The following is a 14,139-nucleotide window of genomic DNA, read 5'->3' as shown; positions in this document are numbered from 1 at the left end:
ATGCCGGCATTTCGTTTCGAAGCAATCGACGCGGCGGGCAAGGCGCAAAAAGGCGTGCTCGACGCGGACAGCGCGCGCGGCGCGCGCACCAATCTGCGTTCGCAAGGGCTGACGCCGCTCGTCGTCGAACCGGCGGCCACGCGCACGCGCGGCGAGCGCAATCAACGTCTGTCGCTCGGGCGGCGCCTGTCGCAACGCGAGCAGGCGATCCTGACGCGCCAGCTCGCCAGCCTGCTGATTGCCGGTCTGCCGCTCGACGAGGCGCTTGCCGTGCTCACCGAGCAATCGGAGCGCGATTACATTCGCGAACTGATGGCGTCGATCCGCGCGGAAGTGCTCGGCGGCCATTCGCTCGCCAATGCGCTGACGCAGCATCCGAAAGACTTTCCCGAGATCTATCGCGCGCTGGTCGCGGCCGGCGAACATACCGGCAAACTGGGTCTGGTGCTGTCGCGGCTCGCGGACTACATCGAACAACGCAACGCGCTGAAACAGAAAATCGTGCTTGCGTTCACGTACCCGACCATCGTCACGATCATCGCCTTCGGCATCGTCACGTTTCTGTTGAGCTATGTGGTGCCGCAGGTGGTGAATGTGTTCGCCAGCACCAAGCAGCAACTGCCCTTTCTCACGATCATGATGATGGCGCTCTCCGGGTTCGTGCGGAACTGGTGGTGGGCGCTGCTGATCGGCGTGGCCGTGCTCGCGTACCTGGTGCGCTCGGTCCTGAAGCAGCCCGGCCCGCGCCTCGCTTTCGACCGCTGGCTGCTGACCGCTCCGCTGCTCGGCAAACTCGTGCGCGGCTACAACACTGTGCGCTTTGCCAGCACGCTCGGCATTCTGACGGCAGCGGGCGTGCCGATTCTGCGGGCGCTGCAAGCCGCCGCCGAAACGCTCAGCAACAACGCGATGCGCGAGAACATCGACGACGCTATCGTGCGGGTTCGCGAGGGCACGTCGCTGTCGCGCGCGCTCGGCAATACCAAGACATTTCCACCCGTGCTGGTGCACCTGATCCGGTCCGGCGAAGCGACCGGCGACGTGACCACGATGCTCGACCGTGCCGCCGACGGCGAAGCGCGCGAGCTCGAGCGCCGCACGATGTTCCTGACGAGTCTGCTGGAACCGTTGCTGATTCTGGCGATGGGTGGCGTGGTGCTGGTGATCGTGCTGGCGGTGATGCTGCCGATCATCGAGTTGAACAACCTGGTGCAGTAAGGCCGGGAGAGGGTCTGGATGGTGCGATGCCGCGCGTCGGTTAGCGGCGCGGCCGCCGCGCAACCGGTGACGACAGGCGGCGGAGAAGCGGCCGACCGGCGCCGGGCTTTAGCGCACGTAGATTGTGGGGCCGGCGGGATTGGCCGGCAGGAACACTTCGGAGTGCGCGCCATTGCGGTCGATGATGATCGAGCGGGCGCGGACCTCGGAGAGTTTCGCGCCTTGCATCAGCGCGCTGCCGAGCGACACGGCGTGCGGCGGTTCGCCGCCGACGCTGACGATGGCCGCGGCGCCTTCCCGCAAAGCGAGGATGCCGAACAGTCGCACGTCCTGGTTGGCGCCGCGCGTAAGCTGGCCGCCGAACAGCGTGGCGGCCTGGTCGGTCGAGACCTGCGCATGCGCGGCGGCGGCGGGCAACGGCGCACCGGACATCGTGCTGAGCGTGACGACCCAGTAGGTCAGCGTCGCGCAGAACACGGCAAACAGCGCGAGCGACAGAAGGCGGATTTGGATGGCGTTCATGCGCATCATTGTACGGACTATTGTGAAGATTGCGTTGGGTTGAAAGCGCTCTCTCCGCCGGGCGCCGCGCGCCAGATCCCGAGGCGGTGAGCAAAGCCGGGGCGGCCCGGCGTTTTCTCACGACCCTTCAACACCATGACATTAAAATGACCGGCCGGACGTGTTCAATGGCACCCTGATTGCTGAAATATGAATTCCGCCCAGTCGAAAATTTCACCTGAAAAGAGGTAGCAAGCTATGCAACTGTCGACCACTCGCCGTCATGAAATCGCGGGTCCACGCAGCCGCCGCCAGCGCGGTTTCACGCTGATCGAAATCATGGTCGTGATCGCGATTCTGGGCATTCTGGCCGCGTTGATCGTGCCGAAGATCATGAGCCGTCCCGATGAGGCGCGCCGGGTCGCCGCCAAGCAGGACATCGGCACGGTCATGCAGGCGCTCAAGCTTTACCGGCTCGACAACGGCCGCTATCCGACGCAGGAGCAGGGCCTGCGCGCGCTGATCGAAAAGCCGAGCACGGACCCCGTGCCGAACAACTGGAAGGACGGCGGCTATCTCGAGCGTCTGCCGAACGATCCGTGGGGTAACACGTATCAGTATCTGAACCCGGGTGTGCACGGTGAGATCGACGTGTTCAGCTACGGCGCGGATGGCAAGGCGGGCGGCGAAGGCAATGATGCCGACGTCGGCTCGTGGCAGTAGGCAGTCAAGCAGTTATAAGCAGTCGATGACTCTCATGCGAGCGGCGAGTCCAACCCCGCGCGTTCCCCGATGCATCGTCGTTTGAATTTGGGTTGATCGTTCCTGGCCGGCACTATGCGATTGTCCGCTTGCAAGTCCCGTGTGGACACGCCGTGTACGGCTTCGTTGCCGCGAGCGGCGTGTGCCGGCGCGCGCCATCGCGGCGCGCGGCGCTCACGTGACGCGGGCACGCGTGGTGGCCGCCGACGCGCGGCGGGTTTCACGCTGCTGGAAATGCTGGTGGTGCTGGTGATTGCAGGCCTGCTGGTGTCCTTGACCGCGCTGACGATCACGCGCAATCCGCGCACCGATCTGAACGAAGAAGCGCAACGTCTCGCGCTGCTCTTCGAATCGGCCGGCGACGAAGCGCAGGTGCGCGCGCGGCCGATCGCCTGGCAACCGGTCGAAGGCGGCTTTCGTTTCGACCTGCGCACCGAAGATGGCTGGCGGCCGCTGCGTGACGATCTGCTTGGGCCGCGTCGCTGGGAAGGCGGCGTGACCGGCGTGAGCATCAGCTATCCGGGTTCGGATGCGCAGCCTGGCCGCATCGTGTTCGGCACCGAGGCGATCGACGTGCCCGTGCAGATCACGCTGTTTTCGGCGGCCGGGCGCGCGACGATCGTCGGCACCGGCAATGGCCGCTATGAGGTGCATTGAGATGCGTCGTTGCAGGAGCATGGCGGCCCGTGCGCGGGTCCACAGCGCGCAGCGCGGTTTTACGATGATCGAAGTGCTGGTCGCGCTGGCGATCATCGCGGTGGCGCTGGCGGCATCGTTGCGCGCGGTGGGCAGTCTCGCGAGCGGCGAGGCCGATCTGCACCGCCGGTTGCTGGCGGGCTGGAGCGCGGACAATACGCTGGCGCAATTGCGTTTGACGCATGCCTGGCCGAACGTCGGCTCGACGAGTTTCGATTGCTCGCAGGGCAACTTGCAGTTGATCTGCACGGAGCATGTGACGGCCACGCCGAATCCGGTGTTTCGTCGTGTGGAAGTGATGGTGACGACGCCGGGTGGGTCCGGCAATCTGGCTCAGATGGTGACGGTGGTCGCGAATGAAAACAACCGTTCGCTCTGAGCGCCGCCGCCGCCGGGCGCGCGCGCGTGGTTTCACGCTGATCGAATTGCTGGTGGCGATTGCGATTCTGGCGGTGATTGCCGTGCTGTCGTGGCGCGGGCTCGACCAGATCATTCGCGGCCGGCAGACCATCACGAACGCCATGGAAGACGAGCGCGTGTTCGCGCAACTGTTCGACCAGATGCGGATCGACGCGCGCCAGGCCACATCGGATGACGAGGCTGGGCAGCCGGCCGTGTCGGTGTCCGGCAGCGTGTTGCAGATCGTGCGGCAGGTCAACTTGCCGGGTACGGCGCCGCGCTTGCAGGTGGTGCGGTATCGGGTGTCCGATGGGCGGGTGGTTCGCTATGCTTCGCCGCCGTTACGCAATATCGGCGAGTTGCGGGGGGCGTTGCGCGGCGGCGAAGGCGAAGGATGGAGCGGCTTGCCGTTGATGGGCGGTGTTGGTTCGATTTCGGCGCAGCTTTATGTGCCGAAGGTGGGCTGGACGACGCAGATGAGCGATGTGCAGAGTGCCATTACGGAGGCGGACAATAATCTGAAGGTGCCGCAGCTTGGGAGTGCGCCGCTGCCGCGGTCGGTGACGGGGTTGCAGGTCAGTATCGGGGCGACGTCGTTGGCGCGGCCCGTTACGCGGGTTTTTCTCGTCGGAGAGTGAGATGAAGGGTTTTCTTTTGACTCCGTCGGTTTGGGTTTTGGGTGTTGGGCTTTCTTTTGGCCTTTCCTTGATTTCGCGGTGGTCTATTGGCGTTGCCCCTGTGCGGGGCGGCAATTACTTTCTTTGCCGCCGCAAAGAAAGTAAGCAAAGAAAGCGGCTTCACACCGCTAACGTACCAGCGGGCCCCTCGCGCAGTCACGGTAGTGGCGCGATTGACGAACGGTCCCTCGCGCAGCAAACGCCTGTGACCAGGCAGTCATCCGTTCCGGCGGCGCTGCGCGCGCCGAGCGGTCCGCTACAAAACCATCGGTGTTTCGCTGCATGTCGCAGTACGTCTGACTTTCTTTCAGCCGCCTCCGCTTCCCGCCGAGGCGGAGCCGACGGCGCCCACCAAGGCGGGAATACGCCACGGTGTTCCATGCAGGCCGTTCCGGTGAGCACGCAGTGCGAGGCGGGAGGTATGACTGCCTTGTCACTGGTGGGGAATGTGCGAGGTGACGGATTTCAGATGAGCCACTCTCGTGGCTGCGCGGGCGAGCTGCTTAGCATCGGCGGTGTAAAGCGGCTTTCTTTGCCTACTTTCGTTGCTGCTGCAAAGAAAGTAGGTGCCGCCCCGCACAGGGGCAACGGCAATAGACCACAAAGATTTCAAGGAAAGGCCAACAAAAACAAAAACCAGGTAACCCAAAAAGGCGTAGCCATCATCAGCGCGCTACTGGTAGTCGCCCTATCAGCAATTCTGGTCTCAGGCATGCTCTGGCGCCAGCAGGTGCAAATCCGCCGCATCGAAAACCAACGCCTCCTCTCGCAAGCCCAATGGGTAGCACGCGGCGCGTTGGACTGGACGCGCCTGATCCTCCGCTCGGAGGGCGACACCTCAGCCGGCATCACCTACCTGGGCGGCCTATGGGGCGTCCCCATCGCTAAAACTCGCCTATCCGATTTCCTCGGCCAGATCGGCGAAGTACGAGCCGAACAAGGCGCAGCAACCTACCTGTCAGGCTCAATCGAAGACGCCCAGGCAAAATTCAATCTCCGAAACCTGGTCGAAAGCCCGGCCCCCGGCGTGATGCAACTGGACATGAACCAGGTCGGCGCCTATCAGCGCTTGCTCGTATCGCTCGGCCTGAACAGCCAGTTGGCAAAAGCCACCGCAGTCCAGGTCCGCGCGAGCCTCGCACAATCGGCCACCCGTTTCCAGACCGTCACGTCCACCAACGGCACGACCGCGACCCCGCAGGTTCAAGGCGGCGCCACCGGCGGCAGTTTCACCGACAAACCCGGTATCGAGGACAGCAACGACAGCGCGGCCAACGCGCCGCTGCAAATGATCAGCGTCGACTCGCTGCTCGACATTCCAGGCTACACGCCCGAAATGATCGCGCGCCTGCGCCCCTTCGTCACCGTGCTGCCGACCGTCTCTGCAGTCAACGTGAACACGGCCTCCGCCGAGGTGATCGCGGCGGTCGTGCAGGGAATGAGCGTGTCGACGGCGCAAGCCTTCGTCGCGCGCCGGCAGACGGTGTTTTTCCGGAACGCGGGCGACGTGCAACTCGCGTTGCGCGGCGCCGGCGTGCAGTCGACGCCGATCGATCCGAGCGAACTCGACGTCAACTCGAATTACTTTCTGATCCACGGGCGCGTCCAGCACGAACGCGCCGAGGTGGACCGCACGACCCTCGTCTATCGCGACGCATTGACTCACACTACGCGTATCGTGCGAGTAGAAGACCAATTATGAATAACGCCTTTCCCAGAGAGAGTGGCCTTTGAGCACGCTGATCGTTCTACTGCCGCCGCGTGATCCGGCGGTGCCGTCGCAGGAGTGGCAACTGCCGGAGCTGCCGTTCGTGCTGCTCGACAAGTCGGGGCGCACCCAGCGCGCCGGCCGTTCGGCGCTGGCGCTGCTGCCGCGCGCCGCCACGACGGTGCTGATGGTCGCCGCGCGCGACCTGCTGATGATGCCCGCCACGCTGCCGCCGCTGCGCGGCCCGCGGCTGCGTCAGGCGCTGCCCAACATCGTCGAGGATCAACTGATCCAGGACCCGCAGACCTGCCACATCGCGGTCGACCCGAAACCGGTCGCGGGCGGCCGGCAATTGCTGGCGATCATCGACCGAGGCTGGTTCCGCTTTATCTGCGAATCGTTCGCTAACGCCGGTCACCGCAGCTTGCGCGCGGTGCCGGTCACGCGGTGCCTGCCGCAGGCCGCCGCGCTCGATGTCGACGCGCCCGCCGAAGTCGCGGAAATGGTGAACGCCGGTGAGCCGGCCATGGCGGGCTCCGCCAGTGCGGCGACGTCGCTGCCGGGCGTCGCGCCGGTGGTGGCGCCCGGCGTTGCGTCCGTCGTGCCGATGGTGGCCGCCGTGCTCGGCGCCGTGGTGCAGACCGCTCCCGCCATGCTGCTCGAAGGCGCGGTGGAAAGCGTCGCGGGCAACGGTGTGCCGCGCGTCGAACTGGCGATCGCGCGCGGCGTGCAGGGCGAAGGGCTGGCCGTGCCGGCCAGCGCGGTGAACGCGACGCTCGGCGCGCTCGCCGGCGCGGCGCCGGTCTCGCTGTATATGCTCACCGAAGTGCCCGGCAACGAGCCGAGTCTCGCCCCGAATAGCCCGGCGCGGCTGGCGGCGCATATCCACGGCGCGAGCCCCATGCCGTTCGAGCAGCTCGCCCGGCGCGCGCTGGAGTGCCGCTTCGACCTGTGCCAGTTCGAGTTCGCGTCGCAGCCGTGGCGGCTCGACCGCGCCACCCTGCGGCGTCTGCGTCTGCCGGCGCTGCTCGCGGTCGGCGCGCTGGTGATCGCGATTGTCGGCGCGAACGTGCAGTGGCTGATGCTCGCGCGTCAACGCGATGCGATCAATACGCAGATGACCGAACTGTTGCTCAATACTTTCCCCAAGACGACCGTCGTGCTCGATGCGCCGGACCAGATGGCGCGTCAGTTGCAGCAGTTGCGTGTCGCGGCCGGTGAGTTGTCGCCGGATGATTTCCTGCCGCTGGCCGACGGCCTCGCGCGCTCGCTGGCGCCGGTGCCGGTCAACGGCATTGCCGCGCTCGACTATCACGACAGGCGGCTCGATGTGACCTTCAAGCCGGAGGTCAAGCTCGATCCCGACTTCTCGAAGCGCCTTGGCCGCAACGGCCTGAGCGGCGCGATCGACAGCAATACCGGCAAGTGGACCATCAGGAACGGACAATGAAAGCTGAACTCGCTCAAACATGGGCCGGATTCTGGGACCAGCGCACCGAGCGCGAAAAAACCCTGCTGGCGTGGGGCGGCGGTGTGCTCGCCGTGGTGATCGCGTGGTCGGTGCTGTGGGCGCCCGCGCAGGAGGGGCGCGCGCATCTGCGCGAGTCGCTGCCCACCTTGCAGCGGCAACTGGCGCAGATGACCGCGCAAGCGAACGAAGCGCGGCAATTGTCGGCGGCGGCGCAAGGCGTCGCGCCGACCGGCGCCGCGCTGAAGGATGCCCTTACCGCTTCGCTCAACGATCATGGCCTCGCGGCGACGCAGGTCCAGGTGATCGGCAACGCGGTGCAGATCCAGTTGAAGAACGCGTCATTCCCGGCGTGGACGAACTGGGTCGACGATGTGCGCAAGCAGTTCAAGGTGCAGGTCTCGGAGGCGCACGCCACGGCGCTCAAGGAAGACGGCCAGGTGGATCTGACGGCCTCGCTGCAGCCGTCCACCGCGAAATGAAGATAACCGCGCCCGTGCCGCCACAGGATCTCGCATGACTTACTGGATGCGGCGCCTGCGCGTCGCGCTGCCCTGGCTGGTGGTGGCGGTGCTGTCCGCCGCCGTCGTGCTGCTGGCGATGCTGCCGGCCGCCTGGATCACACCGCAGTTCGCCAAACAGACGCGCGGCCATGTCAATCTCGTCAACCCAGCCGGCTCGCTGTGGCACGGCTCGGCGACGCTGATGCTGGCCGCGGGCTCCGATATGAGCGCGGCCACCCTGCTGCCGGGCCGGATCGAGTGGCACACGGCTTTCTGGCCGCTCTTCGCGGGCCGCGTGCGCATGACCATGCGGCACAGCGAAGCGATGCCGGAGCCGATCACGGTCGACGCCACGCCGCGTACCGCGACCGTCACGGCGGGTACGATCGCCGTGCCGGCTTCCCTGCTGAGCGGCCTCGGCGCGCCCTTCAATACGCTCGATCTGCAGGGCAATGTGCAACTGTCCTGGTCGGACTGGCGCAGCTTCAACCGTGAAGCGTTCGGGCAACTGACCGTGACACTTACCGACGTCAGCTCGCGTGTCTCGCTGGTCAAGCCGCTCGGTTCGTACCGGGTGCTGTTTCAGGCTCAGGGCGAGTCGTCCACGCTCGATCTGACCACCACCAAAGGCCCGTTGATGCTGACCGGCAACGGCACGGTGTCGGCGGCGTCGACGTCGTTCCACGGAACGGCCAGCGCCGCGCCCGATGCGCGCGACAACCTGGCGGGATTGTTGAACCTGTTAGGGCGTCCGAACGGACCAGATACGGTGGCGTTGACGTTCGTGCACTGATGCGCGCCGGCCGTCGCGTCTACTCGTTGTGCATCCGCGATGGCGTTACCGTCCCGCTTTGCGCGACAGGCGTGGCCGACGCCGCCGGCGGTGGCGCGGCCACATCGCCCGTTTCGCGATTCATTTGCGACACGTCCCAGCCGCCGCCCAACGCTTTCACCAACCCCACCGACGACACCATCCGCTGCCCGGCGATGCTCTCCAGCTTCTGCTCGGCCGTGAAGGCGGTGGTTTGCGCCGTCAGCACGTTGACGTAGCCGACCGTGCCCGCCTTGTACTCGTTCGTGACGATGGCGAGCGCCTGACGCGCCGAATCCACCGCCTGCCGCTGCACGACGATTTCCTGTTCGAGAATGCGTTGCGACGCGAGATTGTCCTCGACGTCCTGGAACGCGACCAGCACCGTTTGCCTGTAGCTCGCGACATCGCCGTCGTATGCGGCGCGCGCGGCCTCGGTCTTGGCCTGGCGCAGACCGGCGTCGAAGAGCGTCGCGGCGAGTTGCGGGCCGAGCGTCCAGAAACGCGACGGTGCGGTCAGCAACTGCGAGAACACCGAGTTTTCGAAGCCGCCGGAGGCCGACAGCGTCAGCGACGGGAAGAACGCAGCGATGGCGACGCCGATCTGCTCGTTCGCCGCGGCCGCCTTGCGTTCCGCCGACGCGATGTCCGGCCGCCGCTCGAGCAGCGCGGACGGCATCTGCGCCGGCACGGCGGGTGGGGAGGCCGTAAGCGGCATCGGCGCGATGGCGAAGGTGGAGGCCGGTTCGCCGACCAGCACGGCGATTGCGTGCTCGTCCTGGGCGCGCTGGACGCCGTTGTCGATCGCGGCGGCCTGCGCCGACTGCAATTGCGTTTGCGCCTGAATCACGTCGGAGCGCGCGGCGACGCCGGCGGCGTACTGGTTCTGTGTGAGTTGCAGCGAGCGTTGGTAGGCCGCGACGGTGTCGTCTAGCAACTTTTGAGTCGAATCGAGCGCGCGCAGCGAGAAATAGGTTTGGGCAAGCGTGGCCTGGGCGGACAATCGCGCGTTGGCGAGGTCCGCCGCGGCGCCTTGCTGGCCCGCTTTCTGCGAATTGACCGAGCGGGTGACCGAACCCCACAGATCCGGTTCCCAGCTGGCGTCGAGTTGCACGTTGAAGCTATTGCCGACGCCGGAGCGGCTCGTCCCGGTCGAACTGCCGCCAGAGGACGTCCCGCTGCCCGAACGCGTGGCGGCCGCCGATGCGCCGATGGTCGGGAAATACGCCGCGCGCGCCTCGCCTACCAGCGCGCGCGCCTGCCGATAGGCGGCGGCAAATTGGGCAATCGTCTGGTTCGCGGTGTTCAGCTTGTCTTCGAGCGCGTTGAGCTGTGGATCTTCGTAAATGGTCCACCAGTCGCCGCGATCGTGTTGATCGGCCGGTTCGGCAACTTTCCAGCCAGGCGCGGCTTCCTTATACGACGCCGGAATCTCGGCGCCGGGACGCTTGTAGTCAGGCCCGACCGCGCAAGCGGCCAGCAGGCTGGCGAGTGCCGCAGCGACGGCCATAGTCAGGGCGCGAGGCGCAAGCGTCCGCGCGCGCGAGATTCGATCAGACTGCATGCAATGAATTCCTTCTGGACGCTGCGGCGCGGCCTATCGCGGCACCGCCGGCCGGGCGAGATCTTGGTCTGCCGGAATGTTAGCGTATGAGCCCGCTGGGGCGCGGGAAACTGAAAGGGTAATGGGAGGAAGGAGGCAGGTGTGTTACCGAGGGTGTCGCGAAGGTTACGCGCCGTTACCGGCCGGGCCGTTAAACCCGCGATTCCGTCGACTTGGCTTGCCGGAGCAGCTTGCCAGCCGCGGCACGGCACGGCGCGTCGCCGCGCGCCTGACAGGCGCCGCCGGGAGCGGCATGCTTGTCCGCACTGGTGGCCGCCAGGGCGGTGTTCAACGTGGGAAGCGGCGCCGCCGGCAATTCGACCTTCGTCCCTTCGACGCCCTTCTGTCCCCGCCGATGCTCGGCCCACGCAAGCACCGCCACGCCTACCGACCCGCCGGGCAGCACGAAGAGCACGGCAAACAACGCGAGTTTCCACCAGCGGTGCGGCCCTTGAAAGGTGCTCAGTGCGGAATCGGTCAGCGAGCGGCTCAGGCCGCCAAGCGTGTTTTTGAGGTACAGCATGGGGGAAATCCTTTTTTGCGCGTCGCTCGCGGCGTGCAGGCAATCGGTCAGAACATGGTCTCGGGCGGCGCGGGTCGCGCGTAACTCGTTGCCGGGAATAATATTGACTATGCAACCAAATTTCAAGATACTTTGGTCCGCGTGCGTCCGATGTGTTGTTTTTCCGACGTTCGCACTACGCGAAATCCAGATTGACTTGTCTGCTTAGGCAGCTAAAATCCGTTCTGCGTGACGACGTTCCCGGATACACGATGACTGACGGTCCCTACAAGGCAGACGAGATTCACCTCGAATCGAGTCTTGGCTACTACCTGACGAAGGCTCGCAATGTGCTGGTCGAGCGGACGGATCGCGCCGTCAAACCGTTAGGGCTGACCACGCAGCAGATCGGCGTGATCCTGATGCTGTCGTCGCGGCGCGCGAGTACGCCGTTCGAGTTGTCGCGCGCCATGTCTTATGACAGCGGGTCGATGACACGTCTGCTCGATCGCCTTGAAAAGAAAGGCTTTATCGTTCGGACGCGCAGTGAAACCGACCGCCGGATGGTGGAGCTCGAGTTGACGCCGCAAGGCCACGAAGCCGCGCGGCAACTCCCCGGCCTGGGCGCGGCCGTGCTCAACGAGCAGTTGCGCGGCTTTTCCGCCGCCGACCACGCCACCTTGATCGACCTGCTCGGCCGTTTCATTGCAAACGGGATCGACGCGGGAGCAAGCGTGGGATGCGGCTTGGGGCCGCAACAGGAATCGCAGGACGAATCACCCGACGAGTCGCCGCCGGAACACGGCAAACGCTAACCAACACGCGCTTTTTCAGGAGCGTCATTGTCTGAGGATGTCTGTCTGGGCAGAGAATGATCCGGCATGTAAGCGTGCGATGTTGCGCGCGCGATAAAGCTGCCGTGACAAGCTTTCCCGGCTGAGGAGAAGAATTGATGGACGCCACCGCTTCCGCCGCTGCCCTACCCGCCGCCGAACCCGCCCCGCTCAAAGGCGGCGCATTGGCCCTGCTCACGGTCGGGCTCGCGCTCGGCACGTTCATGGAGGTGCTCGACACGTCGATTGCGAACGTCGCGGTGCCGACTATTTCCGGTAGCCTCGGCGTGGCGACCAGCCAGGGCACCTGGGTGATTTCGTCGTACTCCGTCGCCTCCGCGATTGCGGTGCCGCTGACGGGCTGGCTGGCGCGCCGGGTCGGCGAAGTGAAGCTCTTTACGCTGTCCGTGCTGCTCTTCACGATTGCCTCGGCGCTGTGCGGCTTCGCGCACAACTTCGAGTCGCTGATCGCCTTCCGGCTGGTGCAGGGGCTTGTTTCAGGGCCGATGGTTCCGCTTTCGCAAACCATCCTGATGCGCTCGTATCCGCCGGAAAAGCGCGGCCTCGCTTTGGGCCTCTGGGCGATGACGGTGATCTGCGCGCCCATCTTCGGGCCCGTGATGGGCGGCTACATCACCGACAACTACACGTGGCCGTGGATCTTCTACATCAACGTGCCGATCGGCCTGTTCTCGGCGGTGTGCGCGTTTTTGCTGCTGCGCGGCCGGGAAACGAAGACCACGAAACAGCGCATCGACGCGGTCGGCCTCGCGCTGCTCGTGATCGGCGTGTCGTGCCTGCAGATGATGCTCGACCTCGGCAAGGATCGCGACTGGTTCAATTCGACGTTTATCGTCGCCCTCGCCGTGATCGCGGTGGTGTCGCTCGCCTTCATGCTGGTGTGGGAGATGACGGAGAAAGAACCCGTCGTCGATCTTTCGCTGTTCAGGGATCGCAACTTCGCGCTCGGCGTGCTGATCATCTCGTTCGGGTTCATGGCCTTTTTCGGCTCGGTGGTGATTTTTCCGCTCTGGTTGCAGACCGTGATGGGTTATACCGCCGGGCTGGCGGGTCTGGCGACCGCGCCGGTCGGCCTGCTCGCGTTGTTCCTGTCGCCGATGATCGGCAAGAACATGCACCGGTTGAACCTTCGCGTGGTGGCGAGTTTCGCGTTCATCGTGTTCGCGTTCGTCTCGTTCTGGAACTCCACGTTCACGCTCGACGTGCCGTTCAATCACGTGATCTGGCCACGGCTCGTACAAGGGATCGGTGTGGCGTGCTTCTTCGTGCCGATGACCACCATTACGCTTTCCAGCGTGCCGGATGAGCGTCTGGCGAGTGCCTCCGGCCTGTCCAATTTCTTCCGGACCTTGTCGGGCGCGATCGGCACGGCGATCAGTACGACGTACTGGGAGAACGACACGATCTACCATCACGCGATGCTGACCGATTCGGTCAACGTCTATGCCGGGAATACCAATGCCTATACGAATGCCCTAGCCGGCATCGGACTGTCTGGCGACAGCATTACAGCGCAGTTGAATCAGGTGGTGACCGCGCAGGCTTATATGATGGCCACCAACGATTTCTTTCGCATTTCCTGCGCGGCGTTTCTCGTGCTTGCGGTGCTGGTCTGGATTACCAAACCACGCAAGGGCGTGGGTCCTTCAATGGGACATTGAAGCTCGACGACGATGCCTTGAGCACGCTCGCCGAAGCGATGCCTTCCCATCGGCGCTTCGCACGCGTCGTCCGCTTGTCTGGTTTTCTATTGCGTGACGGCTTCGTTATTTGCCGCCGGGATCGATTGCCCCTGCATGGCATCCGGATGCGCGCCATTAGGCTCGGTTAGCGGAGGCTTGCCGCCACTCGGCTGCGCGCCCGCTGCGGCGCCTCGCACGTATTGCTTGAAGTCGGCGCCGGCTTCCCAAGGGTTCGGCTTGCAACCCATCGAGCCATCGCAATGCGCGGCAAAGCCGATCGTCGCGGTGCCGTCGGGGTTCGCCGCGCGCGTGATCTGATACGCCAGCGCGCGCTTGCCGCCATCGGGGCCGGCAGTCTGGATCAGCGTCTCGGTCGACGCTTCGATCTTGTATTTCGAATGGCTCGACACCCACGCTTGCGCCCGTTGCCACCAGACATCGCATTCTGTTTTGTTCGAACACGTCAACGGCGTTGTCGCGATCTGCATGACGTCCGGGTCGACCTGGCCTTGCGTCGAACATCCCGCTGCCGCTACGCACAGCATGGCCAACAGACTTTTTTTCATCGCGTTGAATCCTCCCTCTGTGATGCGCGTCATGTCAGTTTGGACCACCGCGTCGGGGCGGTGTTTCATCTGGATCAGAGAATCGTCGCAACGTGCGGAGAATTTGCCGATGCCGTTCGCAAAAGATGGGCGCCCGGCGTAGACGTTACCTGCGCATAAAAAAAGCGGCCTGATTGACCGCTTTCTTCT

15 protein-coding genes are annotated in these 14,139 nt (G+C 65.0%); 11 read left to right on the top strand and 4 right to left on the bottom strand.

The window, feature by feature from the left end; all coding sequences use genetic code 11:
• Positions 1–1,218, top strand: coding sequence for a type II secretion system inner membrane protein GspF (gene gspF, locus CJU94_RS05495; RefSeq protein ID WP_095417852.1), 1,218 nt, complete (start codon positions 1–3; stop codon positions 1,216–1,218).
• A gap of 108 nt (positions 1,219–1,326) precedes the next feature.
• On the opposite strand, the gene CJU94_RS05490 is transcribed toward gspF, so the two are convergent.
• Positions 1,327–1,740 carry a type II secretion system protein N gene (locus CJU94_RS05490; RefSeq protein WP_095420231.1) on the bottom strand — a complete coding sequence of 138 codons (414 nt, stop codon included), beginning with the start codon at positions 1,738–1,740 and terminating at the stop codon, positions 1,327–1,329.
• 237 nt (positions 1,741–1,977) lie between these two features.
• Between CJU94_RS05490 and gspG the strand changes: the two genes are divergently transcribed.
• The 8 genes from gspG to CJU94_RS05450 all read left to right on the top strand — a co-directional run bounded on the left by gspG (position 1,978) and on the right by CJU94_RS05450 (position 8,725).
• On the top strand, positions 1,978–2,442 hold the full coding sequence (gene gspG / locus CJU94_RS05485) for a type II secretion system major pseudopilin GspG (RefSeq protein WP_095417851.1): 465 nt from the start codon (positions 1,978–1,980) through the stop codon (positions 2,440–2,442).
• Positions 2,443–2,556: 114 nt separating this feature from the next.
• Complete coding sequence (locus CJU94_RS05480) at positions 2,557–3,138, top strand: GspH/FimT family pseudopilin (protein WP_095417850.1); 582 nt, start codon at positions 2,557–2,559, stop codon at positions 3,136–3,138.
• 1 nt (position 3,139) lies between these two features.
• Positions 3,140–3,556: a type II secretion system minor pseudopilin GspI gene (gene gspI / locus CJU94_RS05475; protein WP_095417849.1), complete on the top strand. Its 417-nt coding sequence runs from the start codon at positions 3,140–3,142 to the stop codon at positions 3,554–3,556.
• Positions 3,534–4,214, top strand: a complete 681-nt coding sequence (locus CJU94_RS05470; protein ID WP_095417848.1) for a PulJ/GspJ family protein — start codon at positions 3,534–3,536, stop codon at positions 4,212–4,214. The genes gspI and CJU94_RS05470 overlap by 23 nt, the downstream gene beginning before the upstream one ends.
• A gap of 460 nt (positions 4,215–4,674) precedes the next feature.
• Positions 4,675–5,955, top strand: a complete 1,281-nt coding sequence (gspK, locus tag CJU94_RS05465) for a type II secretion system minor pseudopilin GspK (protein WP_208645346.1) — start codon at positions 4,675–4,677, stop codon at positions 5,953–5,955.
• A 28-nt stretch (positions 5,956–5,983) separates the two neighbouring features.
• Positions 5,984–7,411, top strand: a complete 1,428-nt coding sequence (gspL, locus tag CJU94_RS05460; protein ID WP_095417847.1) for a type II secretion system protein GspL — start codon at positions 5,984–5,986, stop codon at positions 7,409–7,411.
• Complete coding sequence (locus tag CJU94_RS05455) at positions 7,408–7,911, top strand: type II secretion system protein M (RefSeq protein ID WP_095417846.1); 504 nt, start codon at positions 7,408–7,410, stop codon at positions 7,909–7,911. Before gspL ends, CJU94_RS05455 begins: the two co-directional genes overlap by 4 nt.
• Before the next feature lie 34 nt (positions 7,912–7,945).
• A complete protein-coding gene (locus tag CJU94_RS05450; protein ID WP_095417845.1) occupies positions 7,946–8,725 on the top strand; it encodes a type II secretion system protein N in 780 nt (259 codons plus the stop codon).
• Positions 8,726–8,744: 19 nt separating this feature from the next.
• Here CJU94_RS05450 and CJU94_RS05445 read toward each other — a convergent pair whose 3' ends face one another.
• Positions 8,745–10,307 (bottom strand): efflux transporter outer membrane subunit, encoded by a 1,563-nt coding sequence (locus CJU94_RS05445; RefSeq protein WP_095417844.1) that lies wholly within the window; start codon positions 10,305–10,307, stop codon positions 8,745–8,747.
• A 190-nt stretch (positions 10,308–10,497) separates the two neighbouring features.
• Complete coding sequence (locus CJU94_RS05440) at positions 10,498–10,869, bottom strand: hypothetical protein (protein ID WP_095417843.1); 372 nt, start codon at positions 10,867–10,869, stop codon at positions 10,498–10,500.
• A 251-nt stretch (positions 10,870–11,120) separates the two neighbouring features.
• Here CJU94_RS05440 and CJU94_RS05435 point away from each other — a divergent pair, with 251 nt between their 5' ends.
• On the top strand, positions 11,121–11,663 hold the full coding sequence (locus CJU94_RS05435; RefSeq protein WP_095417842.1) for a MarR family winged helix-turn-helix transcriptional regulator: 543 nt from the start codon (positions 11,121–11,123) through the stop codon (positions 11,661–11,663).
• Between the two features lie 137 nt (positions 11,664–11,800).
• The gene (locus CJU94_RS05430) at positions 11,801–13,363 is read left to right on the top strand and encodes a DHA2 family efflux MFS transporter permease subunit (RefSeq protein ID WP_095417841.1); all 1,563 of its coding nucleotides are present in this window, start codon (positions 11,801–11,803) and stop codon (positions 13,361–13,363) included.
• Between the two features lie 86 nt (positions 13,364–13,449).
• Here the strand turns inward: CJU94_RS05430 and CJU94_RS05425 are convergent, their stop codons facing one another.
• Complete coding sequence (locus tag CJU94_RS05425; RefSeq protein WP_095420229.1) at positions 13,450–13,950, bottom strand: hypothetical protein; 501 nt, start codon at positions 13,948–13,950, stop codon at positions 13,450–13,452.
• Between the last annotated feature and the right edge of the window lie 189 nt (positions 13,951–14,139).

This window comes from Paraburkholderia aromaticivorans (assembly GCF_002278075.1).
Taxonomy (GTDB): Bacteria; Pseudomonadota; Gammaproteobacteria; order Burkholderiales; family Burkholderiaceae; genus Paraburkholderia; species Paraburkholderia aromaticivorans.
Note: the sequence above shows the minus strand (reverse complement) of the source record. Positions and strands in the feature narration are given on the sequence as shown.

Bases quoted from the DNA above. Each gene is read 5' to 3' on its own strand.
- gspF (WP_095417852.1), top strand. From the start codon at position 1: ATGCCGGCATTTCGTTTCGAAGCAATCGACGCGGCGGGCAAGGCGCAA.
- CJU94_RS05425 (WP_095420229.1), bottom strand. From the start codon at position 13,950: ATGAAAAAAAGTCTGTTGGCCATGCTGTGCGTAGCGGCAGCGGGATGT.
- CJU94_RS05430 (WP_095417841.1), top strand. From the start codon at position 11,801: ATGGACGCCACCGCTTCCGCCGCTGCCCTACCCGCCGCCGAACCCGCC.
- gspK (WP_208645346.1), top strand. From the start codon at position 4,675: ATGACTGCCTTGTCACTGGTGGGGAATGTGCGAGGTGACGGATTTCAG.
- gspG (WP_095417851.1), top strand. From the start codon at position 1,978: ATGCAACTGTCGACCACTCGCCGTCATGAAATCGCGGGTCCACGCAGC.
- CJU94_RS05435 (WP_095417842.1), top strand. From the start codon at position 11,121: ATGACTGACGGTCCCTACAAGGCAGACGAGATTCACCTCGAATCGAGT.
- CJU94_RS05440 (WP_095417843.1), bottom strand. From the start codon at position 10,869: ATGCTGTACCTCAAAAACACGCTTGGCGGCCTGAGCCGCTCGCTGACC.
- CJU94_RS05490 (WP_095420231.1), bottom strand. From the start codon at position 1,740: ATGAACGCCATCCAAATCCGCCTTCTGTCGCTCGCGCTGTTTGCCGTG.
- CJU94_RS05455 (WP_095417846.1), top strand. From the start codon at position 7,408: ATGAAAGCTGAACTCGCTCAAACATGGGCCGGATTCTGGGACCAGCGC.
- CJU94_RS05445 (WP_095417844.1), bottom strand. From the start codon at position 10,307: ATGCAGTCTGATCGAATCTCGCGCGCGCGGACGCTTGCGCCTCGCGCC.
- gspI (WP_095417849.1), top strand. From the start codon at position 3,140: ATGCGTCGTTGCAGGAGCATGGCGGCCCGTGCGCGGGTCCACAGCGCG.
- CJU94_RS05480 (WP_095417850.1), top strand. From the start codon at position 2,557: ATGCGATTGTCCGCTTGCAAGTCCCGTGTGGACACGCCGTGTACGGCT.
- CJU94_RS05450 (WP_095417845.1), top strand. From the start codon at position 7,946: ATGACTTACTGGATGCGGCGCCTGCGCGTCGCGCTGCCCTGGCTGGTG.
- CJU94_RS05470 (WP_095417848.1), top strand. From the start codon at position 3,534: ATGAAAACAACCGTTCGCTCTGAGCGCCGCCGCCGCCGGGCGCGCGCG.